General features: G+C 74.8%; 20 protein-coding genes and 3 tRNA genes. 15 read left to right on the top strand and 8 right to left on the bottom strand.

The features are described from left to right. Positions 1-335: 335 nt before the first annotated feature. From AC0ZLC_RS10805 to AC0ZLC_RS10780, 6 genes are read left to right on the top strand one after another with little or no spacing between them, the layout of a single operon-like run. Positions 336-1,664 carry a condensation protein gene (locus AC0ZLC_RS10805; protein WP_476751690.1) on the top strand — a complete coding sequence of 443 codons (1,329 nt, stop codon included), beginning with the start codon at positions 336-338 and terminating at the stop codon, positions 1,662-1,664. Further along, positions 1,661-2,395: a class I SAM-dependent methyltransferase gene (locus AC0ZLC_RS10800; protein WP_476751689.1), complete on the top strand. Its 735-nt coding sequence runs from the start codon at positions 1,661-1,663 to the stop codon at positions 2,393-2,395. Before AC0ZLC_RS10805 ends, AC0ZLC_RS10800 begins: the two co-directional genes overlap by 4 nt. A 3-nt stretch (positions 2,396-2,398) precedes the next feature. Then, positions 2,399-3,313: a hypothetical protein gene (locus AC0ZLC_RS10795; protein ID WP_476751688.1), complete on the top strand. Its 915-nt coding sequence runs from the start codon at positions 2,399-2,401 to the stop codon at positions 3,311-3,313. After that, on the top strand, positions 3,310-3,543 hold the full coding sequence (locus AC0ZLC_RS10790) for a Trm112 family protein (RefSeq protein WP_476751687.1): 234 nt from the start codon (positions 3,310-3,312) through the stop codon (positions 3,541-3,543). The genes AC0ZLC_RS10795 and AC0ZLC_RS10790 overlap by 4 nt, the downstream gene beginning before the upstream one ends. Beyond that, positions 3,540-4,418 (top strand): FkbM family methyltransferase, encoded by an 879-nt coding sequence (locus tag AC0ZLC_RS10785; RefSeq protein WP_476751686.1) that lies wholly within the window; start codon positions 3,540-3,542, stop codon positions 4,416-4,418. The genes AC0ZLC_RS10790 and AC0ZLC_RS10785 overlap by 4 nt, the downstream gene beginning before the upstream one ends. Beyond that, on the top strand, positions 4,324-4,929 hold the full coding sequence (locus tag AC0ZLC_RS10780; protein ID WP_476751685.1) for a hypothetical protein: 606 nt from the start codon (positions 4,324-4,326) through the stop codon (positions 4,927-4,929). The genes AC0ZLC_RS10785 and AC0ZLC_RS10780 overlap by 95 nt, the downstream gene beginning before the upstream one ends. On the opposite strand, the gene AC0ZLC_RS10775 is transcribed toward AC0ZLC_RS10780, so the two are convergent. The 3 genes from AC0ZLC_RS10775 to AC0ZLC_RS10765 form a co-directional block, all read right to left on the bottom strand. Continuing rightward, positions 4,910-5,824, bottom strand: coding sequence for an ATP-grasp domain-containing protein (locus AC0ZLC_RS10775; protein WP_476751684.1), 915 nt, complete (start codon positions 5,822-5,824; stop codon positions 4,910-4,912). The two genes, AC0ZLC_RS10780 and AC0ZLC_RS10775, sit on opposite strands and share 20 nt — an antisense overlap. Positions 5,825-5,926: 102 nt before the next feature. Next, positions 5,927-7,144, bottom strand: coding sequence for an MAB_1171c family putative transporter (locus AC0ZLC_RS10770; RefSeq protein WP_476751683.1), 1,218 nt, complete (start codon positions 7,142-7,144; stop codon positions 5,927-5,929). After that, entirely contained in the window at positions 7,141-7,920 is a 780-nt protein-coding gene (locus AC0ZLC_RS10765) for a toxin-antitoxin system, toxin component (protein WP_476751682.1), read from the bottom strand. The genes AC0ZLC_RS10770 and AC0ZLC_RS10765 overlap by 4 nt, the downstream gene beginning before the upstream one ends. A gap of 362 nt (positions 7,921-8,282) precedes the next feature. On the opposite strand from AC0ZLC_RS10765, the gene AC0ZLC_RS10760 reads away from it, so the two are divergent. The 3 genes from AC0ZLC_RS10760 to AC0ZLC_RS10750 are packed head-to-tail and all read left to right on the top strand — an operon-like array spanning position 8,283 to position 12,311. After that, on the top strand, positions 8,283-9,368 hold the full coding sequence (locus AC0ZLC_RS10760; protein WP_476751681.1) for an O-methyltransferase: 1,086 nt from the start codon (positions 8,283-8,285) through the stop codon (positions 9,366-9,368). Positions 9,369-9,412: 44 nt separating this feature from the next. Then, positions 9,413-10,894 carry an acyl-CoA synthetase gene (locus tag AC0ZLC_RS10755; protein ID WP_476751680.1) on the top strand — a complete coding sequence of 494 codons (1,482 nt, stop codon included), beginning with the start codon at positions 9,413-9,415 and terminating at the stop codon, positions 10,892-10,894. Next, entirely contained in the window at positions 10,887-12,311 is a 1,425-nt protein-coding gene (locus AC0ZLC_RS10750; RefSeq protein WP_476751679.1) for a carboxyl transferase domain-containing protein, read from the top strand. Before AC0ZLC_RS10755 ends, AC0ZLC_RS10750 begins: the two co-directional genes overlap by 8 nt. Here the strand turns inward: AC0ZLC_RS10750 and AC0ZLC_RS10745 are convergent. Then, the gene (locus AC0ZLC_RS10745) at positions 12,289-15,927 is read right to left on the bottom strand and encodes a S8 family serine peptidase (RefSeq protein WP_476751678.1); all 3,639 of its coding nucleotides are present in this window, start codon (positions 15,925-15,927) and stop codon (positions 12,289-12,291) included. The genes AC0ZLC_RS10750 and AC0ZLC_RS10745 overlap by 23 nt on opposite strands. 324 nt (positions 15,928-16,251) lie before the next feature. On the opposite strand from AC0ZLC_RS10745, the gene AC0ZLC_RS10740 reads away from it, so the two are divergent. The 3 genes from AC0ZLC_RS10740 to AC0ZLC_RS10730 all read left to right on the top strand — a co-directional run bounded on the left by AC0ZLC_RS10740 (position 16,252) and on the right by AC0ZLC_RS10730 (position 19,294). Beyond that, positions 16,252-17,289, top strand: a complete 1,038-nt coding sequence (locus AC0ZLC_RS10740; protein WP_358851109.1) for a rod shape-determining protein — start codon at positions 16,252-16,254, stop codon at positions 17,287-17,289. A gap of 9 nt (positions 17,290-17,298) precedes the next feature. Then, complete coding sequence (locus AC0ZLC_RS10735; protein ID WP_476751677.1) at positions 17,299-18,729, top strand: GAF domain-containing protein; 1,431 nt, start codon at positions 17,299-17,301, stop codon at positions 18,727-18,729. Positions 18,730-18,817: 88 nt separating this feature from the next. Further along, positions 18,818-19,294 carry a hypothetical protein gene (locus AC0ZLC_RS10730; RefSeq protein WP_476751676.1) on the top strand — a complete coding sequence of 159 codons (477 nt, stop codon included), beginning with the start codon at positions 18,818-18,820 and terminating at the stop codon, positions 19,292-19,294. Positions 19,295-19,376: 82 nt separating this feature from the next. Here AC0ZLC_RS10730 and AC0ZLC_RS10725 read toward each other — a convergent pair whose 3' ends face one another. Further along, complete coding sequence (locus AC0ZLC_RS10725) at positions 19,377-20,288, bottom strand: DUF4231 domain-containing protein (protein WP_476751675.1); 912 nt, start codon at positions 20,286-20,288, stop codon at positions 19,377-19,379. 338 nt (positions 20,289-20,626) lie between these two features. Between AC0ZLC_RS10725 and AC0ZLC_RS10720 the strand changes: the two genes are divergently transcribed. Together AC0ZLC_RS10720 and AC0ZLC_RS10715 are read left to right on the top strand one after the other, a co-directional pair. Then, a complete protein-coding gene (locus AC0ZLC_RS10720; RefSeq protein WP_476751674.1) occupies positions 20,627-21,460 on the top strand; it encodes an AAC(3) family N-acetyltransferase in 834 nt (277 codons plus the stop codon). 84 nt (positions 21,461-21,544) lie between these two features. After that, on the top strand, positions 21,545-22,294 hold the full coding sequence (locus AC0ZLC_RS10715; protein WP_476751673.1) for an SDR family NAD(P)-dependent oxidoreductase: 750 nt from the start codon (positions 21,545-21,547) through the stop codon (positions 22,292-22,294). 405 nt (positions 22,295-22,699) lie between these two features. Here AC0ZLC_RS10715 and AC0ZLC_RS10710 read toward each other — a convergent pair. The 3 genes from AC0ZLC_RS10710 to AC0ZLC_RS10700 all read right to left on the bottom strand — a co-directional run bounded on the left by AC0ZLC_RS10710 (position 22,700) and on the right by AC0ZLC_RS10700 (position 23,093). Further along, positions 22,700-22,776 (bottom strand) — tRNA-Ile (locus AC0ZLC_RS10710). Between the two features lie 166 nt (positions 22,777-22,942). Further along, positions 22,943-23,015 (bottom strand) — tRNA-Asn (locus AC0ZLC_RS10705). A 5-nt stretch (positions 23,016-23,020) separates the two neighbouring features. Continuing rightward, a tRNA-Asn gene (locus tag AC0ZLC_RS10700) sits at positions 23,021-23,093 on the bottom strand. 146 nt (positions 23,094-23,239) lie between these two features. On the opposite strand from AC0ZLC_RS10700, the gene AC0ZLC_RS10695 reads away from it, so the two are divergent. Continuing rightward, the gene (locus AC0ZLC_RS10695) at positions 23,240-23,542 is read left to right on the top strand and encodes a YtxH domain-containing protein (protein WP_476751921.1); all 303 of its coding nucleotides are present in this window, start codon (positions 23,240-23,242) and stop codon (positions 23,540-23,542) included. Positions 23,543-23,566 lie beyond the last annotated feature (24 nt).

Here is a 23,566-nt window from a genome sequence, read left to right as displayed (position 1 = left end):
CCCGGGGAGACCGGGTCCGCACGGGGACCCGGGGAGACCGGGTCCGCACGGGGACCCGGGGAGACCGGGTCCGCACGGGGACCCGGGGAGACCGGGTCCGCACGGGGACCCGGGGAGACCGGGTCCGCGCGGGGACCCGGGGAGACCGGGTCCGCGCGGGGACCCGGGGAGACCGGGTCCGCGCGGGGACCCGGGGAGACCGGGTCCGCGCGGGGACCCGGGGAGACCGGGTCCGATGCGCCCACCGCGCCCGTCGGGTTCCACAAGCCGCGGTCGCGGGCCACGCCCGCCGAGGACGCGGGCCGCCAGGACGACACGGGGAAGGGCGGGGCCACATGACAGCCCTGGAGCATCCGGCGCGGGACGGCACGAACGGCCCGCGGCGGCCTCCCGTACGCGTGCCGTTCCCGGTGGTGGACGAGGTCGCCCGGCACTGCCATCAGGAGGAGGAGCCGGAGACCGTCCACATCGAGGTCCACCTCCCCGGCCGGCTCGACCGGGCCCGTCTCACGGCGGCGTTCACCGAGGCCCTGCGCCGGCACCCGCGGAGTCTGATGCGCGAGGCGGCGGGCCCCTGGTACCGGCGCCGCTACGAGTGGGAGCTGACCGCCGACCCGGACGTCGACGCGGTGGCCTTCCCGCCGCCGGACCGGGACGCCCTCGCGCACGCCCGCGACCGTGCCCTCGGCAGCGCCCCGCCCCTGTCGGCCTCGCCCCCGGTCCGCCTCGAGGCCGTCGAGGCGGACGACGGCTCCGCGAGCACCGGCACCGGCACCGTTCTCTTCCTCACCATCAACCACACGGCACTGGACGGCCCCGCCTGCCTGCGCATCCTCGCCACCGCGGCGGAGCTGTACGGCGGCCGGGACAACGCCCCCGCCGCGCCGCCGGTGCGCGCACCCGACGCCACGCCCGCCGGCCGCCAGGAGACTCCCTCCGGCTGGGCCCCGCCCGCCAGGGTCGCCCCCGGCTCCCCCGGGCCCGAGCCCGGCAACGGCCTGCTCGTCACCGAACTCGGCGTCCCGCGCCGGCCCCGGGGCTCCGCCTACACGGTGAACGACCAGCTGATGGCCGCCACCGCCCTGACGATCGCCCACTGGAACCGGGAGCACGGCGCCCGCCCCCGCCCGATGCGCATCACCATGCCCGTCGACGACCGCCCGCGCGGCACGGACATGCCGATCGGCAACGGCACCCGGCTGGTGGAGGTGCCGTTCGCGCCGCAGGAGCTGGACCCGGTCCGGATGCGCGAACTGCTCGGCCGCACGGCGGACCGCACCCGCGCCCTCAAGTCCCTCCCCCGCCCCCAACTCGGCCACGGCGCCGCCCTGCTGACCGCTCCCGTGGTGCCCGTCGCCTGGCGGGCGGCCGTCACCCGGGGGCTGCGCAGGGCGGCCGCCCCCTGGACGTCGACCACACTCCTGAGCAACATCGGCCGCATCCCGTACTCCCTGGACTTCGGGGAGGAGGCCGGCCGCGCCCACGCCGTGTGGTTCTCCGCGCCGGCCCGGATGCCCCGCGGCCTGACCGTCACGACCGCGTCCACCGCGGGCCGCCTCCACGTCGCCCTGCGCTGGTCCCGCTCCCTGCTCGGCCACGACGACGGCGCCCACCTGCGCGACCTCTTCGAGCACTATCTGCACGCGACGGAGGAGGGCACATGACGACGACCGCCCCGGCCCGCGGCGGCCTGCGGGACTTCTACGAGGACCCGGCCGTCCCCGTCGCCTCCGGCACGCCCCGCAGCCTGCGCCAGGCCCGCATGCTGGCCGCCGCGCTCGGGCCGGCCACCGGGGGCGCGCGCACCGTCCTCGACATCGGCTGCGGCGACGGCACCGCCGCGGCCACCGCCGCGCCCCTGCTGGCCGGCCACCGGCTCGTGGGCGTCGACTGGTCCCAGGACGCACTCCGGCGCGCCCACGCCCGGCTGCCGTACGCCGTGCGCGGCGAACTCACCGACGGGGGGCTGCCGTTCGCCGCCGGGTCCGCCGACGCGGTCCTGTTCAGCGAGGTGATCGAGCACCTCGTCGACCCGGACGCCGCGCTCGAGGAGATCCGCCGGGTGCTGCGCCCCGGCGGACACCTGATGCTCTCCACCCCGAACCTCGCCGCCTGGTACAACCGCGCCCTGCTCCTGGCGGGCGTGCAGCCCGTGTTCTCGGAGGTGAGCCTGCGGGCGGTCCACGGCCGCCCCGGCCGGGAGGTCGTCGGCCATCTGCGGCTGTACACGGCGCGGGCGCTGCGGGAGTTCGTGGCCGCTTCGGGCTTCGACGTCGTGGCGCTGCGGGGTGCGCCCTTCCACGGCGTACCCCGTCCGCTGCGGCCGCTGGACCGGCTCGCCTGCGCGGTCCCCTCGGCGTCCTCGATCCTCCTGCTGCACGCACGGAGGACGTAGCCGATGTGGTGGGGAGTAACCGCGGCCCTGCTGGCGAACGTCCTGTACAGCACCGGATTCGTCCTGGAGAAACGGGCACTGGCGGCCCTGCCGGAGGTGGACGTCCGCCGCCCCGCCCGCCTGCTGCGCCTGGTCGTCGGCAGCCCGCTGTGGATCGGCGGCTCGCTGTCCCTGGCCGCCGGGTTCGGCGCGCAGCTGGCCGTCTACCGCACGCTGCCGATCGCCGCCGCCCAGGGCATCTTCGTCTCCGGTCTCGTGCTGCTGGTGCTGCTCTCGGCCCGGCTGCTCGGCGAGGAGACGACCGGCCGGGAGCGGTACGCGCTCGGCGCGATCCTCGCCGCGCTGCTGATGGTCGTGCTGTCGCTGAACGAGGGCTCGGACACCGTCGGCCGCAGCGCGCCGGCCCCGCTGATCCTGCTGGTCTGCGTGCCGTCGCTGGCCGCGGGCATCTGGCTGTACGGCGCCGCCGAACGGCGCAGCCGCCACCGGCACCGGATGCCGACCACGGGGGTCGAGTACGGCGTCGCGGTCGGCCTGCTGTACGGCGTCAGCTCGCTCGCGATCAAGGGCGTGTCGAACTACCTGACCACGCGCGGGCTCGGCTCGGCGGCCCTGGGGCTGCTGCGCTCGCCGTACCCCTATCTCCTGCTGTTCACCGGCGTGTTCGGCCTGATCATGTCCCAGGCGGCGCTCCAGCGCTGCCGTGCCTCGCTGATCGTGCCGGTGTGCACGACCGTGACCAGCCTGTTCACCGCGGTGCTCGGCACGCTGGCGTTCGGCGAGGCACTGCCGCACGAACCGGTGCGGCTCGCGCTGCGGCTGGCGGGCACGGCGCTCGCGGTCTGCGTCCTGCTGGTCATGCCCAAGCACGACACCGCTCCCCAACCCGTCCCCGACGCACAGGAGTTGATTCCATGAACCCGGACGACCCGCTGCTGAGGATCCTGGCGTGCCCGCTCGACAAGGGGCCACTGCATCTGCTCGCCGCGGACGGGTCGGCGGCCCCGGCGACGGACGAGGCGCTCTACAACCCGCGTCTGCGCCGCCGTTACCCGGTCGTCGACGGCATCCCGCAACTGCTTCCGTCCTCCGGGGAGCAGGTCACGGAGGACGAGCACGAGGATCTCCTCAAGCGGATGGTCCGATGACCACGCTCGCCGCCCGGCTCGCTCCGTTCCTGCCGGTGCGGCTGGTCGCCGCGGCCGCCCGGCTGGTCTATCCCCGCTTCGAGCCCGAGCTGGCCCGTCTGGCCGAGCTGTGTCCTGCGGACTGCGACACGGCGGTGGACGTCGGCGGCTGGTACGGGCCCTGGACCCGGCGGCTGTCCGGCCGGGCCCGCCGGGTGGTGACCGTGGAGCCGGTCCCGCACCTGGCCCGGCTGGTGTCCTCGGCCGGCTACCGGAACGTCCGCGTGATCACGGCCGCCGCCGCCGACCGGCCGGGCACCGCCCGGCTGTGGCTGCCCGCGGGCGACGCCGGTGACCGGGGCGTGTCCTCGCTGGTCCGCAGGGACATCCACGCCCGCGCCGTGGAGGTCCCCTGCGTCACCCTGGACAGCCTGGATCTGCGTGGCGTCGGCTTCGTGAAGATCGACGTGGACGGCAGCGAACTGGCGGTGCTGCGGGGCGCGGACACGCTGCTGGCCCGCGACCGGCCCGCCCTCTTCGTCGAGCTGGAGGCCCGCATCCAGCCGGTCGCCCCGGTCGTCGCCCACCTCGCCGAGCGGGGGTACGAGGGCTGGGTGCTGCCCGGTGACACCTGGCGCCCGCTCGCCGGCTTCCCGCTGGAGGAGCACCAGGCCCGCACCGCGCACGTGGTCTCCCACGGCCTGCTGCGCCGGGTGCTGCCGTGGCGCGGGCCCCGTTACGTCAACTCGGTGCTGTTCCTCCCCGACGGCCGGCGTCCGGACGGCGGCCGCGTACGCGACGATGGACCGCATGCCGGCCAAACGCCCCGTGACCCCGTTCACCCCCGCCGACTTCCAGCTGGTCCTGCTGCGCCGCATGGCCGACCACAACCCTGACCTGGTCGAGGACGCCCGGCACGAGCTGGGCGCCTCCCCCGCCGACCTGCGCGAGGCGAACCGCCGCTGGCAGGCGATGCTGCGCTCCCCGCGCTCCTGGGGCGCCGCCGCCCGGTACCGCTCCGTCCTCGGTGCCCCGGAGTCCGTCGAGGAGCGCCGGATCGGCGACCTCGACTGCGAGGCCCTGCTGTGGCCCGTCCCGCTCTGGCCGGACCTGCGCTTCGAGGTGCTGCTCGCCCCGAACGGCGCGGCCTGGAACGAGTGGCTGGTCCGGGCGCCCGGCGCCCCCGGTCCCGAGCTGCGCACGCTGGACGACCTGCGCCCCTGGTCCTGCACGGTCGACGAGGCGGCCCGCGCCTTCGCCCCGGCCCGCCCGCTGGAGGGCAGCGCGCCGACCCGCTGGGGGCTCGCGTTCACCGCCCCGGACGGATCGGGCGTACCGCGCCCGTGCGCCGCCGAGTTCACCTGGGGGCTGCTCCAGCGGGTGGCCGTCAGCGAGCGGCCCGGATGACCGCCTCGGCGACCACGTGCAGCGACTGCGGGTGCAGCCAGAGGAACAGGTTGGGCTCGACCAGTTCCAGTTCCATGACGCGCGGCTCCCCGTCGTCGCCGTCTACGAGGTCGACCCGGGCGTACAGCAGGCCGGGGCCGCCGGAGCCGCCCGCCGCCGCCACGGCGTCCGGGACGGCGGCCAGCGCCCGCTCGGCCACGACGAGTTCGGCGGGGGTCACCTCCCAGTCCTGGAGCCGGGGGTGCGACACCTTCGTTCCGTCGTACGGCGCCCCGGGTTCGAGGACGGCGCCCTTGCGGCTGGCGTGCAGGAAGCGCCCCCCGAAGAACTGCAGCGCCCGCTCCCCGGTGACGTCGACGTTGCGCAGGTAGGGCTGCACCATCGCGGTCAGCCCCTCCGCGTGCATGCGGGCGAGCTGCCGCTCGGCCGTCTCCCGCTCGCCGGGGGTGTAGCGGGCGGCGAGGCGGGCGCCCGCGCCGGTGGTGGGCTTCACCACGAACTCGTGGTCGCCGGGGAGTTCGAAGGTGTCGCCGGGGGCGACGTAGCGGGTCGGGACCACCGGGACGCCCGCCGCGGCCAGGTCCCCGAGGTAGCGCTTGTCGGTGTTCCAGCGCACGACGTCCGCCGGGTTGGCGAGCCGCGTCAGCTTCCCGCACAGCTCGGCCCACGCCACGAACTCCGCCACGCGCCGGCTGTAGTCCCAGGTGGACCGGATCAGGACGAGGTCGAAGGCGGCCCAGTCGACCTCCGGGTCGTCCCAGTACGCGACGACGGCCTGCGCCCCGGCGTCCTCCAGGGCCTCCTGGAGCGCGGGCAGGTCCCGGTCCACGATGCCCACCTCGCCGAGCCGGTAGGTGACGAGTGCGACACGGGCACGGACTGTGTTGCGGGCCACGGCGGCTCCATCCTCGAGTGTTCCGGCGGACGAGCCGCAGGCTAACAAGGTCCCCGTCAGCGGAAACCGGCGGTTGTCGCTCCGCCCCCGGGTGCCCTCCGGTCAGGAGGCCGGCACACCCGCCCTCGCGCCGTTCGCGTGCTCGCGGACCGCCCGGACGTCGTCCGTCCTGCGCAGGGTCCGGGACACGGCCTCGATCTCCGCCAGCAGCTCCTCGACGTCGGGGCTGCCGAGGGAGCGCCCGACGTCGTCGGCGGGCGCGCGTCTCCCGGCCCCGACGGCGTCCTGGACCGTCACGACATGGGCGAGGAGCCGCGCCTCGGCCGCCCCGAAGCCCTGGTGGAGCGCCGCGTCGAGGGCGCGGCGGCGCAGGTCCTCGTCCAGGTACCGGGCGAGGTGGAGCAGCGCGTCCCGGATGAACGTCTCGCGGCGCGTCAGGCGCAGTTCGGGCGTGGCCCGCAGCTTGAACGCGACGCGCCCGCCGGTGACGGTCCGCAGCAGCCGGTACAGGGGCCGCAGGCGCCAGTGGCTGAGCCGGGTGCGCGTGCGGCGCTGGAGGTACTGGCCGCTGTGGGGCAGCACGAAGCCCGCCGCGATCAGGACCGCGGAGACACAGGCGACGGGGGGTGCCAGGTCCGTGCTCAGCCAGTCCAGGTCGCGGCCGGTCCACCGGGCGAGCACGGCGGACAGCTTCGCGCCGTCGTAGAGCAGGTTCATGGCGTAGCCGACGCCCATGAACCGCAGGCCGGCGCGCAGCCATCCGTCGAGTCCGCCGGCGCGGATCCAGTTCCGGATCACCCGGTAGGTGATGAGGCAGGCGGCGGTGTGCGCGAGCAGGTAGAGCAGGATCTCCTCGCGCATGAAGGCCGTGGTGGCGTAGTACGTGTCGAGGTCCCGCACCCGCTCGACGGGGACGTCGGCGAGCGCGAACAGCGCCCACAGCGCGACGATCACGGCCGTGTAGACGGTGACGACGCGTCCGGTGGTCCGCCGGGTCGTCGGCGAGTGCCCGGACAGGCCGTTGCGCCAGGCCAGGGTCAGCAGCAGGCAGGAGCCGCAGAACGCGGTGAGCAGGGTGTAGACCAGGGGCGCAGAGATGTTCGGTACGCCGGTGACGCGGTTGGTCCAGGCGATGGTCGGCGGCGCGGCGAAGACGAAGACCGCGCAGGCGAGCAGGAGCAGGCCGCCGACGGCCCGCAGCAGCGGGTCCTGCCAGAGCTTGATGATGCTGGGCAGCCTGATGGCGAGGGTGAGGGCCAGGACGGCCAGCGGGATCCAGAACGAGATGTACATCCCGTCGAAGAAGCCGGCCGGGCTCATCGCCGCTCGGTCCTCGGGTCGCGGTAGCCCAGGGACGCCTGGATGGGGCTGCCGGCCGCGGGTCCTGTGGTGCCGGGGCGGGTCACCCAGGACCGGAAGGCGCTGGCCAGGTGCAGGCCGAACTCCTCGGCCTCCGCCTCCTCGGCCTCGTGGGAGCCGTTGCGGGCGGCGACGGTGAGGGCGATCCCCGGCCAGCCGGGGGTGCCGGGCACGGCCCGCACCCGGGGGGTGCCGACGGTCCCGGGCGACGTGGGTCCCTCGGGGCGGCCGGGCGACGCGGGGCGGCCGGGCGACGCGGGCCCGTCGGGGCGGCCGGGCGTGTCGGGCGGCGCGATCCGGCCGGGTTCACCGGACAGGGCACGTGCCGCGGCGGCGGCGCCGACCACGTGGTGGTCGTGGTGCCCCTCCTTCAGATGCCACAACTCATGGCCCAAAATCACCAGTTGCTGCACCGTCTCGGCGCGCTCCTCGACGATCACGAGGTCGAAGTCCTGGAACTGCAGCCAGAGGCCGGTGACCTCGATCTCGTCGGGAAAGCGCTCGAAGCGCAGCTCGACGGGACGCCCGTCACGCCGCCGGCTCATCTCCGCGCACAGGGCGCGGGCCAGCTCCCGCACGTCGACCGGTGGTTGGAGCCGGCCGCGCAGCGCACGGGTGAGCTCCGCCGCCAGGGCGCGCATCTCGGAGTCGGCCCTGGGCGGGAACAGCGCGGTGACCGCGCCCGCAGCCCTGCGGACCCGGGCGGCGAACTCCCGTCGTCCGCTGGGGAGTCTCACCGTCGCCCCTCCTCGCGGCTCGGCGTCCCGTCGGGCCCGGGGACGGCCGCCCGTCCGGGCACGCCGTGGCGCTCCGGCGTCCCGGGAGGGGACGGCAGGGACTCACTCACTCATGGGCTCCCGGCAGTTGACCCGTCAAGTGTCTTTGAACGCCGAGACTACGGGCACCGTCCGGCCCGCGCCACGTTTCCCGTGACGATCACGTGCCGGACATGGCCGGAACGGGCACGTGCCGCCCCGGCGGACGCACCGGGTCTCCGGCGGCCCACCGCGGTGAAACGGGCCGGGACGGTCCTCGGCGGGTGGCGCGATCACTCTCCCGGGCGAGGCGGGACGGCCTTTGAAGGGGCACGATCGACTCCATGGCGATCTCAGGAACGGACGCGTACGACCACTTCGCTGAGCCCCTGCCCCCGCTCGTCGGGCGTGCCGTCGCCGCCGCGCGGCGCCATGGCTTCACGCACTCCTGCCGGCCCGAACAGGGGCGGCTGCTCCAGCTGCTGGCGAGCGGCGCCCGGAGCCGCATCGGGGAGACGGGCACGGGCTGCGGGGTGGGCATGGCGTGGCTGGCGTCGGGGGCGCGGGCGGGAGTCGAGCTGTTCAGCGTGGAACGGGACGCCGAGCGGGCCCGGGTCGCCGCCGAGGTCTTCGCCGGCCGGCCCGAGGTGCGGATCGTCCACGGCCGGTGGCAGCGGATCGGCGAGCACGGCCCGTACGACCTGCTGGTCCTGGACGGCGGCGGGCACGGCAAGACGCACGACGACGGCACGGCGGGCCTGTTCCCCCTCCTGTCCCCCGGCGGCACGATCGTCGTCGACGACTTCACGCCGGCCACGAGCTGGCCGCCCCTGCACCACGGCGTCCTCGACCGGGCCCGGCTGCACTGGCTGAACCACCCGCTGCTGCACGCGACGGAGGTCCGGCTGGCCGAGGACCTGTGCACGGTGGTCGGCACCCGCAGACCGCCGGCCGCCGACCGCCTGCACGCGCTGGAACGCGGCCAGATCTGCCGCGGCGTCGTCACGCACACCCCCCGCTTCGGCGTGTTCGTCGACCTCGACGGCATCGAGGGGTTCGTCCGCATTCCCGAACTGACCTGGCGGCACATCGACTCCGTCGACGAGGTGGTGCGGGTCGGACAGGAGGTGACCGCCCAGGTGCTGGACATCGACGCGGAGCGGCAGCAGGTGCAGCTCTCCCTCAAGGCGCTCCAGCCTGACCCGATGGCCGCGCTCGGCCGGGACGGGCTCGGGCGGGTGGTGCGCGGGACCGTCACCCAGGTCGCCCCGTTCGGGGTGTTCGTCGAGGTCGCCGACGGCCTGCGGGGACTGGTGCACAACGACGCGCTCGCCGGTCTGCCAGGACCGCCCCGCGCGGGCGACGAACTCAGCGTCGAGATCGTCGGCATCAACCTGGTACTCCGGCGGATCTCACTGGCCCTGGTGTAGGAACGAGCACGAAGACGAGCCCCTGCGACCTAGGAGTACGCCGCGTGTCCTCCCTCTTTCCGGCCCTGACGGGCGGCTCGGCCGCCGCACGGCCCGCGCTGCGCTTCGGCGACCGTGCCCTGACGTACGCGCAGCTCGCCGCCGCGGCGGACGCCCTGGCCCCGCGGATCCGTGACGCCGGCCGGGTCGCCGTGTGGGCGACGCCTGCCCTGGAGACCGCGGTCGCCGTCGTGGCCGCCCTCCAGGCCGGTGTGCCCGTCGTGCCGCTCAACCCGAAGTCCGGGGAGGGCGAGCTGGGGCACATCCTGGCCGACAGCGCCCCGTCGGCGGTGCTGGCCGCAGGGGGCGACCGGCTGCCGCCCGCGCTGGGCGCCCTGGCGCGGGTGGACGTCGGCGCATCGGGCACCGGCGCGGCCGGACCGCCCGTGGACGCGGATCCCTCGGCGCCCGCCCTCGTCGTCTACACCTCGGGCACCACCGGCCCGCCCAAGGGTGCCGTGATCCCGCGCCGCGCGGTCGCCTCGACGCTGGACGCGCTGGCCGACGCCTGGCAGTGGACCGGCGACGACGTACTGGTGCACGGGCTGCCGCTCTTCCATGTGCACGGACTGGTCCTGGGCGTCCTCGGACCGCTGCGCCGCGGTGGTTCCGTGCGCCACCTGGGCCGTTTCAGCACGGAGGGCGTGGCGCGCGAGCTGGGTGACGGCGCGACGATGCTGTTCGGGGTGCCGACGATGTACCACCGGATCGCGGAGGCGCTTCCCGGCGACCCCGCGCTCGCCGGGGCGCTCGGCCGGGCCCGGCTGCTGGTGTCCGGCTCCGCCGCGCTGCCCGTGCACGACCACGAACGCATCGCGGCCGCCACCGGGCGCCGGGTGATCGAGCGGTACGGCATGACGGAGACACTGATGATCACGAGTGTGCGGGCGGACGGAGAGGCCAGGGCGGGCACGGTCGGGGTGCCGCTGCCCGGCGTCGACGTGCGGCTCGTCGAGGAGGACGGCACCGTCATCGGCGGCTACGACAGCGACGGGACGCCCGTCGGCTCGACGGACGGGGAGCGCATCGGCGAGATCCAGGTGCGGGGGCCCAACCTGTTCTCCGCGTACCTGAACCGGCCCGACGCGCACGCCGCCGCGTTCACCGAGGACGGCTGGTTCCGCACCGGCGACATGGCGGTGCGCGACCCCGACGGCTACGTCCGCATCGTCGGCCGCAAGGCCACCGACCTGATCAAGAGCGGCGGTTACAAGATCGGTGCGGGCGAGATCGAGAACGCGCTGCTGGAACACCCGGCCGTACGCGAGGCCGCGGTCACCGGCGAGCCCGACGCCGACCTGGGCGAGCGGATCGTGGCCTGGGTGGTGCCCGAAGGCCCCGCGGGGCCCACCCTGGAAACCGAGCTGGCGGACCACGTGGCAGGCCGGCTCGCCCCGCACAAGCGCCCGCGCGCCGTGCGCTTCCTGGACTCGCTGCCCCGCAACGACATGGGCAAGATCATGAAGCGGGCGCTGACGCGTGACTGACCGCCCCTCGGCCCGCGAGGCCCTCGCCCTGGCCACCGGCGGCGCCGCCTTCACCGAACTGGACGTTCCTGAGGGGGAGTTCGCGCCCGACGGCCCGCTGGGGTGGCAGGGTTACGGCGCCGCACGCGCCCGGGCCGCCGAGCGCACCGGTGAGACGGAGTCCGTCGTCGTCGGGCACGCGAGCGTCGGCGGCACCGACGCCGTGTTCGTCTCCTTCGAGTTCGGGTTCCTCGGCGGCTCGCTGGGCGAGCGCACCGGCGACCGGCTGGAGGCGGCGCACGTCCACGCCCGCGCGCACGGTCTTCCGGTCGTCTCGCTCGTCGCGACCGGCGGCAGCCGGATGCAGGAGGGCATGCTCGCCCTCACCCAGCTCCAGCGGGTGGCACGGCAGTCGGCGCTCACACGGGACGCGGGGCTGCCGCAGCTGGCGGTGGTACGGGATCCGACGACGGGCGGCGGCTGGGCGACGCTGGGGGCCGGCGCCGACGTGATCCTCGCGCTGCCCGGCGCCCAGGTGGGGTTCGCGGGCTCCCGGGTGCGTCCGCCGGACGCGGATCCGGCGGCGTACACGGCCGAGGCGCAGCTGGCGGCGGGCGCGGTCGACGCCGTCGTACGGCCCGAGGACCTGAGCGGGACGCTGGCCACGTGGCTCTCGCTGCTGGCCTCGCCGTCGAAGGAGCCCGCCCCGCCGGCGCCGTCCCCGGCCGCCCCCGGCGAACTCCCGGCCACCGGCTGGGACGCCGTCCTGCGCGCCCGTTCCCCCGAACGGCCGCGCGCCGAGGCCTACTTGGACGCCTATTTCACCCGGCGCGCGGCGCTCGGCGGCGACCGGTGCGGCGGCACCGACGACGGGATGCGGTGCGGGTTCGGCGAGCACGGGGGACGGACGGTCGCGTACGCCGCCCAGTGCGGGACGGCGACCCGTCCCGCGGGGTACCGCACCGCCGCCCGGCTGATCCGCCTCGCGGGCCGGCTCGGCATCCCCGTCCTGACGCTGGTGGACACGCCGGGCGCCGCGAACGACGCGGACGCCGAGCGGCAGGGTGCGGGGGCCGCGATCGCCGACGTCTTCGCCGCGGTCGCCGGCGCCCGCACCCCGGTCACCACCGTCGTCGTCGGCGAGGGCGGTTCCGGGGGCGCTCTCGCCCTGGCGGCGCCCGGCAACACGTGGGCGGCGCCGGACAGTTACTTCTCGGTCATCGCCCCGGAACTGGCCGCCGCGATCCTCAAGCGCCCCCCGGACCAGGTGCGCGCGACGGCCGGCCAGCTCCGCGTACGCCCCCAGGACCTGGTCGCCCTGGGGGTCGTCCGCGGCATCGTGAGCGCGAAGAATCCGGGGTCCGTCCGACCGTTCCCGTCCGGTCCCGGCCCGACGACGGGAATGGCCACCGGCGCTACTGCACCCCCACCGCCCTGATGATCTCCTGGTGCACCGAGCCGCCCCGGTCGTCGTGCGCCGAGGCGCGCAGCGAGATGTACCGGGCGTCGCGGGGCACGGTCAGCGTGCCCCGCGAGGCCCCCGCGCTCCCGGAGAGCCGCACCGCCCGCCACGTCCTGCCGTCGTCGTACGACACCTCCAGCTTCCCGCCGCCGATGCTGCCGGAGCCGGCCGCCCCGGCGACGTACTCGGCGTGGATGCCGACCGGCACCCGGCCGCCGCGGACGTCGCCCGCGAGGTCGGTGTCGAGGTCGTAGCCGAGGTTGAGCAGGGGCAGCAGGGTCCAGCGGTCCTCGGGGGTGGCCGCCGACCTGAAGGTCCACTCGGAGCGGCCCCTCGTCGACAGCTTCCAGCGGTCCGCGTCGAGGGCCGTGGTCGTGACGACCCGGTAGCCGTGTTCGTCGGCTGGCGCGTCCCAGACGTACGTGCCGGAGCCGGTCCGCCGGTCGACGAGGACGCCGTCCTGGTGGACCTCGGTGACCTGGGTCATGCCGTTGCCCTCGCTCCACGCGTCGCCGAAGCCGGTGTGGTCGGGCCCGGAGTCGCCCCAGCCCGGGGTGTTGAACTGCAGCTGGCTGCCCGCGCGCTGCTGGCCCCAGCCGAGTCCGGTGCCGAGCCACGGGTGCCAGACGGGCTTGAACCAGTCGAGCACGGTGTGCGTCCCGCCCCGGTGGCGGAGCACTCCGCTGCGCTCCTCCAGCGCGCCGTCCGCCGTCGTCACCGACTCCTGCCACTGCTGGCCGGTCGCGGTGGAGACGTAGTCCGTGCGCTCGGCGGGGAGGTCGATCCGCTCCCGGAAGCCGATGCCGACGGGGAAGGTGTCGGTGAGCGAGTAGCGGAACTCGCCGCCGCCCGCCGGCTTCACCGCGTGGAACCGGGCGTCCAGGACCGCGAGTTCGCTCCGGCCGGGAGCGTACGTCAGGTCCCCGCGGGGGACGGCGCCGCGATGTCCCTCGGACAGGTCGTACACGTAGGGCGTGTTGCGCGTGCCGGTCATGTCGACCCGCCCCGCCGCGCGCAGCCGGGCCGCGTCGGCCGCGTTCACGGTGGCGATCTGGAGCGGCCGGTTGGCGTTGTCGTCCGTGCCGAACCAGGCGCTGAGCCGGCCGGGCGCGTCGTCCGTCACGAAGAGGGCCGCGGCGCCGGCGTCCTGGGCCGCGGCGGCGAGCGCCGCGGGTTCGGTCCCGGCGGCCTTCCGTGCGAGGACGGCCTTGCCGCGGACGCCGGTGAGGACGCCGCCCGTGAAGGTTCCCGCGTCGACGAGCGGCAGCCTGCTGCGGCCCTCGGTCAGCGTGCCGCCCGGCTGGACGACGGCCTCGCCGATCCCCTCGACCTCCAGCAGGGGTTTCCCGAGCCGCCACACGGTCCGGTACTCGAAGCCGCCCTCGGTGACCTTCCCGGTGGGCGCCGCGAAGACGCTGTCGTAGGTGACGGGCACCTGCACGGCGCCGAACAGGTCCGAGCCGCCCCCGCTGCGGTCGTACTCCATCAGGAGCTGCCGGGTCTCGGTGCGCCGGTCGACCTTCGCCTCGATCTCCCGCAACGCCCGCCCGTCCAGGGTGACTTCGCGGTCGCGGTCGAGGGTGATCCCGGGTGCGGCGAGGAAGCCGAGTCCGAGGGAGTCGCGGCCGTGGCTGCCGCGCACGTCGAGGAAGGAGGTCAGACTGTACGTGCCCGGCTTCAGGCGCAGCTCCAGCGTCCCGGAGTCACCGACCGCCGCCGGCGACGGGTCGGTGTCCCGAGCGAGTCGCTGCACCGTCAGGTCGGCGGCCGTCGGGGCCCCGTCGCGGTCCTTGACGTGCACGGTGAGGGTGTACCGCTCCTCCTCCTTGACCAGCCCGAACACGGTGTGGGCGACCGGTTCGCCGCCCGCGCTCGCCACGACCTGCCCGGAGGTGTTCCCGACCGGCGCCCTCGCCCCGTCGCCCGTGAGGGTGGTGGACGCGGTCCCGTGCGCGGGCACGGTGAGCGCGGAGTCGGCGAGGGTGGCGACACCGTCCGCAGCGCCCCGCACGGCGAGGGTCAACTCGACCGCTTCGTCCGAGGAGTTGGAGTAGGTGATCGTCCTGTGCACCGGCTGGTTCGCGTCGTACGGCCAGCCGTAGTACCCGAGGTCGGCGCTGCCGGTGGCGGTGATCTCCGCCGTCACCGCGTCCGGCACGTCCACCCGTCCCGCGCCGAGCACGTAGGCGGACGCTTCGAGGGGCGCGGACGTCGACATGAGCGCGTCCTTGAGCCGGGCGCCGGTCCAGTCGGGGTGCGCCTGGGCGAGGAGCGCGGCGACGCCCGCGACATGCGGGGTCGCCATCGACGTACCGCTCATGGAGGTGTAGGCGCCGCTGCCCTCGGTGAGGGAGGAGCGGGCGGCGAGGATGCCGACACCCGGCGCGGACAGGTCCGGCTTGAGGGCGTTGTCGCCGAAGCGGGGTCCCGCGCTGGTGAAGTACGCGGCCTCGTCGGCGGAGTCGACCGCGCCGACGGTCAGCGCGGAGTCCGCGGCGCCGGGCGAGCCGATCGACGACGGGGCTCCGGTGTTGCCCGCGGCGACGACGAACAGCGCGCCGGTCTCCTTGGAGAGGGCGTCGACGGCCGCCGCCATCGGGTCGGTGCCGTCGCTCGGTTCGGACGACCCGAGGCTCATGGACACCACGTCGGCGCCCACGTCCCGCGCCGCCCACTCCATCCCGGCGATGATCTGCGACTCGCTGCCGGCCCCTTGGTCGCCGAGCACCTTGCCGACGGCGAGGACGGCGTCCGGTGCGACGCCCCGCTCCCCGCCGTCGGAGGCGGCGCCGCTGCCGCCGACGGTCGACGTGACGTGCGTGCCGTGCCCGTTGCGGTCGGCGACCTCCTCCCCCTCGATGAAGCTCCGGGCCTCGGCGACCCGTCCGGCCAGGTCGGGGTGGCCGGTGTCGACGCCCGTGTCGAGGACGGCGACGGTGACGCCCTTGCCCGTGAGGCCGGCCTCCCAGGCCTTCGGCGTGCCGATCTGCGCGTTGCTCTCGGCCATGTCGGCCCGGACGCGCCCGTCGAGCCACACCTTGCCGACGCCCTGCTGCCGGGTCAGGGCCCGCCAGAAGGTCCGCCCCTTGGCGGCGTCGACGGCGAGCGCGCGGATGCTGGGCAGCGCCCGGGTCCGGTCGGCGCCGCGCGGGGTCACCACCCGGGTGTCCTCGTCGTACGTCACGATGAGCGGCAGTGCGCCGGCCCGCCGGTCGCCGAACCCCTGCCGTATCAGCCCGCTCACGTCGAACAGCCGCCGGTCCAGGGTGCCCGCCCGCAGGTACGGCAGCGCCTCGTCCGGTGTCACGGTGACGGTGCCGTCGGCGACCTGGGTGCGCACGGCACCCGTCGCGCCCGCCGGCCGCTCGACGGTGACGGTCTGCCGGCCGCCGCCAAGGCCGGTGACGGTGACCTTGTCGCCGGTGACGAGAGTGACGGTGCGGGCGGCGTCCGCGGTCCGCGTCGCGGCGGGGGCGCCTGCGTCCCCCGCGGTCCCGGCGTCCTTGGCGGCCGCGGGCCCCCCGGGCAGCAGCGCCAGCACGAGGCCGGCCGAAAGCAGCGTCGCCCCTCGTCCGGCTCTTCCTCTGGTCATCGAAGCTCTCCGCCTCTCGTCGTCGACCGCGCCGACGGCACGCCGCCCGTGCGGAGCCGTGCCCGCCTGCTGCGACGAGTGTCGGGCCCCGCCGTCGCGGGGGAGCCGACGGGACCTGGCGGGAAGCTGCCCCGGCGGTTTCCCGCCAGCGCCGCCGGACCGCCGCCGTCCGGACCCGCCGCCCGCAGTGCCCCGTAACCACCCGTCCAGCCGCACCCCGCCCGGCCCTCCCCAGCGGGCGACGCCCCGTCAGGTCCCGCACGATGCCAGTGAGGACCGCCGCCCGGCGGAGCCCCACGGTCTGTGCTCTCGGGAGGTACCGCCATGACCGGCAGTCTGGACCAGTTGCGCCGCTGTCATTTCGCCGTCGACCTCGGAGCGGCACGGACCCGTGTGTACGTGAAGGGCGCCGGGCTCGTCGTCGACCAGCCGAGTGCCGCGGCCATCAACACCAGGACCGGCGCCCTGATCGCGGTCGGCGAGTTCGCCGAGAAGATGACCGGCCGCACACCCGACTACATCCGGGTGGTCCGGCCGGTGTCCGGCGGCACGGTCGTCGACATCGAGATGGCCCAGCGCATGCTGCGCCAGCTGCTCGGTGACAAGGTCCGCCGCGCCCTGCGCCGCAAGCCCCGGCTGCGGGCCGCCGCCTGCACCCCGCACGACGCCGACCCGCTGGCCCAGCGCGCCACCATCGAGACGCTGGTGGGGCTCGGGGCGCGGCGCGTCGAACTCGTCGACACGCTCATCGCCGCCGCCGTCGGCTGCGGGCTCCCCGTGGAGCAGCCCGAGGCCACCATGGTCATGGTCTGCGGGGCGGCGGCCACCCAGGTGGCGGTGCTGTCGCTCGGCTCGATCGTCACCGCCGAGCGGATCCCGGTGGGCGGCGAGGCCGTCGACCACGCGATCGTGCAGCACCTGCGCCACCAGCACGAACTGATGCTGCCCAGCCAGTCCGTACGGCCGCTGCAGCTCGCCCTCTCCGGCAACGGGCTCACCCCGCACGGCCCCGCCTCCACCGAGATCCACGGCCGGGACGTCGCCACCGGCCTCGCCCGTTCCGTGCACGTCGACACCGCCGCCGTGCGCAACGCGATCCAGACGCCGCTCACCGCCGTGCTCGACGGCATCGGCAAGGTGCTCCGCGTCTGCCCGCCCGACCTGGTGGCCGACCTCGCCGACCGCGGGATCATGATGGTCGGCGGCAGCGCCCTGCTCCCCGGTCTCGACCAGATGCTGCGGGAGGCGACGGGCATGCCGGTCCACATCGCCGAGCGGCCCGACGTGTGCGCGGTCCAGGGCCTCGGCTACATGCTGGAGGGCAGGGTCGAGCCCCTGGTACTGGACCCGCTGGCGGGCTGACCCGCGCCGATGACCGATCCCGTCCCCCGTCTCCCCTCCCTCCTGGAGGTGGTCCTGAGCGTCGGGACGGACCTGGAGCTGCGGGCCACGCTCCAGCACATCGTGGACGGCGCCGCGGAGCTGACCGGCGCCCGGTGCGCGGCGCTCGCCATGGTCGATCCGAAGCACGACGGCCCCGTGGAGATCCGTACCGCGAATCTGGCCGCGGGCGACCGCAGCCCGGTCGGCCGGACGGACGACTTCCTGGCGGTCCCCATCCGCGTCGACGACGAGGTGTTCGGCAACCTCTACCTGGTCGACAAGCCCCGGGGCCCCTTCACGGACGAGGACGAGCAGCTGCTGCGCGTCCTGGCCGCCCAGGCCGGCATCGCCATCGCCAACGCCCGGCTGTACGAGACGGCACGCCAGCGCGAGCGCTGGATCGAGGGCGCGGCGGCCGTCACGAACGTGCTGCTCACCGGGGAGGCCGCGGCCGACGCCCTGATGACGGTCGCCGAACGGGCCCGGATCCTCGCCGACGCGTCCGCCGGGGTCATCCTGCAGCCCACCGAGGAGGGCGGCATGGAGATCGTCACCGCGTCCACGCCCGACGACCCCGGGGACCTCGTCGGCACCATGATCGAACCGGGCAGCCCGGTCCTCGGACAACTCCTCGGCGGGCAACCGGTGTTCGTGGAGGACTCGGCCACGGACACCCGGATGACGACGCATGTGCGCCACCGGTTCGGGCCCAGCATGCTGCTCCCCCTCCAGACGGCGGGCCGGCTCATCGGCACCCTCGCCCTGCCCCGGCACCGCGGCGGCCGCCCGTACACGCCGGTGGAGCGGCTCCTCGCCACCCAGTTCGCCTCCCAGGCCGCGGTGGCCCTCGTCCTCGCCGACACCCGGCAGCGCCGAGCGCGCCTCGCCGTTCTGGAGGACCGCGACCGGATCGCCCGCGACCTGCACGACCTGGTAGTCCAGCGGCTGTTCGCGACGGGCATGATGCTTGAGTCGGCCCAGCGCCGCACCAAGGGCGGCGACGTGCACGACACGCTCGGCAGGGCCGTGGACGAGCTGCAGTCCACCGTCCAGGAGGTCCGTACGGCGATCTTCGCGCTCCAGCAGCCGCCCGCCGACGCCCCCACCACCTTCCGCGGCAGGGTGCTGCGGGAGACCGCGGGGGCCGCGGCGCTCCTCGGTTTCCAGCCGTCCACGCGCTTCACCGGCGCCGTCGACAACCGTGTCCCCGAACCCGTCGCCGTCCATCTGCTCACCGCGCTGCGCCGCGCCCTCGCCGCCGCGGCCCGGCGCACCGGGGTCTCCCGGGTGGAGGTGGCGGTCGACGCGACGGCCGAACTGCCGGACGGGCGGGCGGGAGTACGCCTGACGGTGTACGACGACGGGACGGCGGACGAGGGCACACCGGGCACGACGATGACGTGGCAGTCACCCCTGTGAGCTGCCCGTGCGCCTCGAACGCACGTCGCCGGGCCGGTGTCCCGACGCTAGTGTGGAAGGGACGGCCTCGACTGCGAAGGTGGTTCTCGTGACCAGGATCGGCGTCACCGGGCACCGAGGGATCCCCGCCGCCGCACTTCCGTCCGTCCGCTCCGGCATCAGGGCCGAACTCCGCTGCTGCGGTGGCACGGAGGCCCTCAGCAGTCTCGCGGCCGGCGCCGACCAGCTCTTCGCGGAGCTCGCCCTGGACCACGGCATCCCGGTCACCGCCGTGATCCCCGGCATGGACTACGAGGCCCATCTCGGCGGCGACGAGGTGCGGGCCGCGTACCAGCGCCTGCTGAAGTCCTGCTCCTCCCGCGTGAGACTGCCCGTCGAGCCGACGCACGAGGAGGCGTACTACGCGGCCGGCCGCTGGATCGTCGACCACACGGACCGCCTGGTCGCCGTCTGGGACGGGCGTCCGGCGCGGGGGCTGGGCGGCACCGCCGACGTGGTCGCGTACGCGCGCCGCAGCGGCGTCCCCGTCCGGGTGCTGTGGCGGCCGGGAGTGGTCCGGCACTGACCCGGGCGCGAAATCCCGGGGCGAACCGCACGAGGGGACCCGGCCGCCAACCCCGGTGCGCGCCAGCGGTGCTGAGAGCCACTCAGCTGCCGAAGCGCACCAGCCAGTCCGTGTGCTGCGGGCTGACCAGCCGCTCCGCCTCGGCGACCGCGTCGGCCCAGCCGTCCTCGGTGACCGTCGTCGCCATCCCGATCCGCGCGGTCTCCAGGTCCTGCTCTATCAGCGAGTGCGCGTACGTGAGCGGGCGGTGCCTGCGGACCTCCTGCCAGGCCACGCCACCCGCCGCCGCGGCGCTCAGCACGCCCGTCAGGTCCCAGTCGCCGAGCGCGCCCATCGCCCGCAGCACGGCCGCGAGCAGCGCCAGCAGGGTCAGTACGGCCGTGACCGTCGACCAGCGTGCGGCGGCGCGGCGGGCCCGCGCGGCCCGGTTGCCGTACCAGACGAGCTGTTCCACGACCCGGTCGCGCAGATAGAAGTCCCGGCGCACCTCGAAGGGCTTGGCCCGCATCGTCCGCATGGCGGGCGTGATCTGGCCGACGGCGAGACCGGTCGCGGCGTGCTCGTCCTCCCAGCCCACCTTGCGCAGTTCCCGCAGCCGGTCGTCCAGCCGTTCCGTGAACATCCCGTCGGGGTCGACGAGCCGGGAGTGGAAGGGGCCGCCGTGCACCATGTACTGCCAGGCCAGCGACTTCACCGTCTCGGCGACGGCCCGGTGCGCCTGCCAGTGCGCACGCGCGCGCCGCCGGGAGGCGTGCACGCCGATCACGATGGTGAGCGCGTACAGGACCGCGGCGGCCGCTGCGACGGCGTGCTCGTTCACGTGTTCCGCCAGCGTGGCGGCGCAGGTGGCGAGCAGCAGGACCACCAGCTGGGCGCGAACGGCGAGAAACGATTCACTCTGTCGGGCGAGCGCCTGCTGATCGCTCGCACGGAACAGCGGGGGCAGGTCACTCACGTTCACAGTGGTGCTCGGTACGGGAGTCCCGTCCCCCATCGCCCGCCCCCCGGTGAGAAAAGGTGTGACTCGCCATCGTCGCGCCGAACGCGGGACAGGACCAGTACTGTCTCGGCCGTGCGACGGCACGGTCCGCGCGCGCAGCCGACCGGAGCCGGGCCGCCCTCTCGACCACCCGGTGCGGTACCGGACCGACGACTTTCAGCCGTCCCGCTCCCCGAGTCCCGCCGTCGACCGGGGTCCGCCCCGGTGGCGTTCTTGCCCGTCCGGCCGATGTGCCCGACCGTGAACCGACAGTGCGTGAACCGACAGTGCGCGAACCGACAGTGACGGACGCCGTACGGGCCGGCCGGCGTGGACGGAGGGGAACCACCACGATGCGACGTGAGCTCAGCCGGCTCCGCGACACCCTCGCGGAGCTGGGCGTGCCCCGCGGCGGAGTCCTTCTCGCGCACGCCTCCCTCGGCGGCAGCGGACTGCGTGCCCGCGAGGTGCGGGACGCACTCCTGGACGTGCTGGGGCCGGGCGGCACCCTGGTCGTCCCGGCCTTCACCCCGGAGAACTCCGACACCTCGCCCGCGTACCGGCGCCGCGTCCGCGGCATGACCGGACGGGAGCGTGCCGACTTCCGGGCGTCGATGCCGCCCTTCGTCCCGGACACCACCCCCTGTCCGGCGATGGGCGTACTGGCCGAAACCGTCCGCACCACTCCCGGGGCCCGGCGCAGCGCGCACCCCCAGACGTCGTTCGCCGGACTCGGGCCGCGCGCCTGTGAGTTGCTCGAAGGACACGACCCGCACTGTCATTTCGGGGAGCGTTCACCGCTGGCCCGGCTGTACGAGGCGGGCGCCCGCGTCCTGCTGTTCCGCGTCGGGTTCGGGGTGTGCAGCGCGTTCCATCTGGCCGAGTACCGGACAACCCCGCCGTCCCCGCCGCGGACCTACCGCTGCGTGGTGCCGGACCCGGGCGGGGGCGGCGGCGGGGGCACGTGGATCTCGTACGAGGACATCGAGCTGGACGACGGCGACTTCGCCGCCGTGGGCGCGGGGCTGCCCCGGGCGCTGCTGCGGGAGCGGGACGTGGCGGGGCGTCCCGTGGTGCTGCTGGCGCTGCGGGACGCCGTCGACCACGCGGCCGTCCGGCTGTCCGCGTCCCGGCGGGGTGCGAGCCGTCCGGGTGATCCCCTTGACGGCGCATCACCCGCTCCGTAGCGTCACGCTTCGTACGTACATGTGATTGCTATTCACATCCAGGGACGAGTGCGCGCACGAGGGCGAGGGCGAGAACTGATGGCCATGATCCAGCGACGTGTGGTGGTGTCCGGCGGAGGTACCGGGATCGGGCTGGCGACGGCGGAGGCGTTCGCCGCGGAGGGGGACCGGGTGGTGCTGCTGGGCCGCCGCGAGGACGTACTGCGCGAGGCGGCCGAGCAGCTCGACGACCGCTACGGCGCGTCGACGGCGACCTGGTACGCGGCGGACCTCTCGGACCCCGACCAGGTGGCCGCGGCGACCGCCTCCATCACCGCGGACGAGACGCCGCTCGACGTGGTGGTCGCCAACGCGGGCGGCAACGTGGCCCCGGCGCACGACGGCACGCTCGCCTCCATCGCCGACAGCTACCGGCGCAACTTCGACGCCAACGTCCTGACCGCCGTCCTGCTCACCGAGGCCCTGCTGCCCCACATGCGCCGCCCCGGCGGCCGCATCGTGCAGCTGTCCTCCATCGCCGCCCTGCGCGGCCCCGGGTCCTACGGCGGTTCGAAGGGCTGGATCAACACCTACACGTTCGACCTGGCCCAGCGTCTCGGCCCCGAGGGCATCACGGTGAACGCGGTCGCGCCGGGCTTCGTCGGCGACACGGAATTCTTCGGCGACCGCGCCACCCCGGAGTTCGTCGAGTCCCGCGTGGCCCAGACCCTGACCCGCCGCGCGGGCCGCCCCGCGGAGATCGCCGCGGCGATCAAGTACGTCAGCTCCCCGGAGGCGGCTAACCTGACGGGCCAGCTCCTGCACATCAACGGCGGCGCGGCCCTGGGCCGCTGACGGAGCGTCGCAAGCCGTGCCGCGAGTCCGGGTCCGGCTCGGCGGCTGATGCCGCGCTGGGAGCAACCTGTCGGGCCGGCACCATCCGTATCGACACCCGGACCCTGTCCGTCCCGGCCCTGGAGGTCGGCCTCGGCGACGGCAGCGCCTGGCGCGGTTTCCTCGCCATGGTGAAGCCGGGCGGCGACCACATCCTCACCGGCACCGACCACCTGCTGTTCCTGCTCCTGCCCGCGCCGCTCGCGGCCACCGGGCGGCGCTGGGACGGCCCGGCCGGCGGCCGGACCGCGCTCGGCCGGATCGGCAGCGGGCCGGTTGGCGATCACCAGAGACGGCGACAGCCCCTCGGCATCCGAGAGGCTGGGGAGTTCCTGCAGCGTGTAACGATTCTTCAGGGGGACGCCTTGGTGGGGCGGGTGGGACTCGAACCCACGGCCGACGGATTATGAGTCCGCTGCTCTAACCGGCTGAGCTACCGCCCCATTACGGCGCGTCGCGCACATGTGTGCGCGCCGTCTGCCGCAGCATAGCCGCTCATACGATCTCCTGCTTCGGATGGTCGGCTTCGCATGACCTTGAGGACCGCGACGCGGAGCGCACGGTTCCCCCGGACATGAAAAAGGACCCCTGAGGGGTCCTCTTCCACTGCTCTCCCGACTGGACTCGAACCAGTAACCTGCCGGTTAACAGCCGGCTGCTCTGCCAATTGAGCTACAGGAGACCGAGCTCCCCCGACTGGACTCGAACCAGTAACCTGCCGGTTAACAGCCGGCTGCTCTGCCAATTGAGCTACAGGGGAATGTCTCGTTGCATCGAACGCACCCACCTGGGTATTCGCCAGGAAGCGCGCGTTCGCTGCGACACATACATTAGCGCAAGCAGGGGGGTGCTCCGCCAATCGGTACTCCCCTGCACCGATGCCGACGCAAGGAAAGGGTGGCTGCCATGCGCTACCGGCTCATGTTCATCACCGGACTGGCTCTGGGTTACGTGCTGGGGACGAAGGCCGGCCGTGAGCGCTACGAGCAGTTGAGGAAGAGCGCCCGACAGGTGGCGCAGAACCCGGCGGTGCGCAACACCGCCGAGACCGCCGCCCAGCAGGGGCGGCAGTTCGCGGGCAAGGCGTACCACGCGGTCAGCGAGAAGGTGGGCGACCGCATGCCCGAGACCGTGGCGGACCGCGTGCGGTCCCTGCGGGAGCGGAACGCCCGTCCCGGTGAGGACGACTGGGGCACCACGAACACCTGAGGTCACACGCCTCACGGCCGCCGG

It is taken from the genome of Streptomyces sp. GLSS-08 (assembly GCF_056387915.1).
The sequence above is the reverse complement of the archived record's forward strand: the minus strand, read 5'-3'. Positions and strand labels throughout refer to the sequence as shown.

Bases quoted from the DNA above. Each gene is read 5' to 3' on its own strand.
- AC0ZLC_RS10805 (WP_476751690.1), top strand. From the start codon at position 336: ATGACAGCCCTGGAGCATCCGGCGCGGGACGGCACGAACGGCCCGCGG.
- AC0ZLC_RS10800 (WP_476751689.1), top strand. From the start codon at position 1,661: ATGACGACGACCGCCCCGGCCCGCGGCGGCCTGCGGGACTTCTACGAG.
- AC0ZLC_RS10795 (WP_476751688.1), top strand. From the start codon at position 2,399: ATGTGGTGGGGAGTAACCGCGGCCCTGCTGGCGAACGTCCTGTACAGC.
- AC0ZLC_RS10790 (WP_476751687.1), top strand. From the start codon at position 3,310: ATGAACCCGGACGACCCGCTGCTGAGGATCCTGGCGTGCCCGCTCGAC.
- AC0ZLC_RS10785 (WP_476751686.1), top strand. From the start codon at position 3,540: ATGACCACGCTCGCCGCCCGGCTCGCTCCGTTCCTGCCGGTGCGGCTG.
- AC0ZLC_RS10780 (WP_476751685.1), top strand. From the start codon at position 4,324: ATGGACCGCATGCCGGCCAAACGCCCCGTGACCCCGTTCACCCCCGCC.
- AC0ZLC_RS10770 (WP_476751683.1), bottom strand. From the start codon at position 7,144: ATGAGCCCGGCCGGCTTCTTCGACGGGATGTACATCTCGTTCTGGATC.
- AC0ZLC_RS10760 (WP_476751681.1), top strand. From the start codon at position 8,283: ATGGCGATCTCAGGAACGGACGCGTACGACCACTTCGCTGAGCCCCTG.
- AC0ZLC_RS10745 (WP_476751678.1), bottom strand. From the start codon at position 15,927: ATGACCAGAGGAAGAGCCGGACGAGGGGCGACGCTGCTTTCGGCCGGC.
- AC0ZLC_RS10740 (WP_358851109.1), top strand. From the start codon at position 16,252: ATGACCGGCAGTCTGGACCAGTTGCGCCGCTGTCATTTCGCCGTCGAC.
- AC0ZLC_RS10735 (WP_476751677.1), top strand. From the start codon at position 17,299: ATGACCGATCCCGTCCCCCGTCTCCCCTCCCTCCTGGAGGTGGTCCTG.
- AC0ZLC_RS10725 (WP_476751675.1), bottom strand. From the start codon at position 20,288: ATGGGGGACGGGACTCCCGTACCGAGCACCACTGTGAACGTGAGTGAC.
- AC0ZLC_RS10720 (WP_476751674.1), top strand. From the start codon at position 20,627: ATGCGACGTGAGCTCAGCCGGCTCCGCGACACCCTCGCGGAGCTGGGC.
- AC0ZLC_RS10715 (WP_476751673.1), top strand. From the start codon at position 21,545: ATGATCCAGCGACGTGTGGTGGTGTCCGGCGGAGGTACCGGGATCGGG.
- AC0ZLC_RS10695 (WP_476751921.1), top strand. From the start codon at position 23,240: ATGCGCTACCGGCTCATGTTCATCACCGGACTGGCTCTGGGTTACGTG.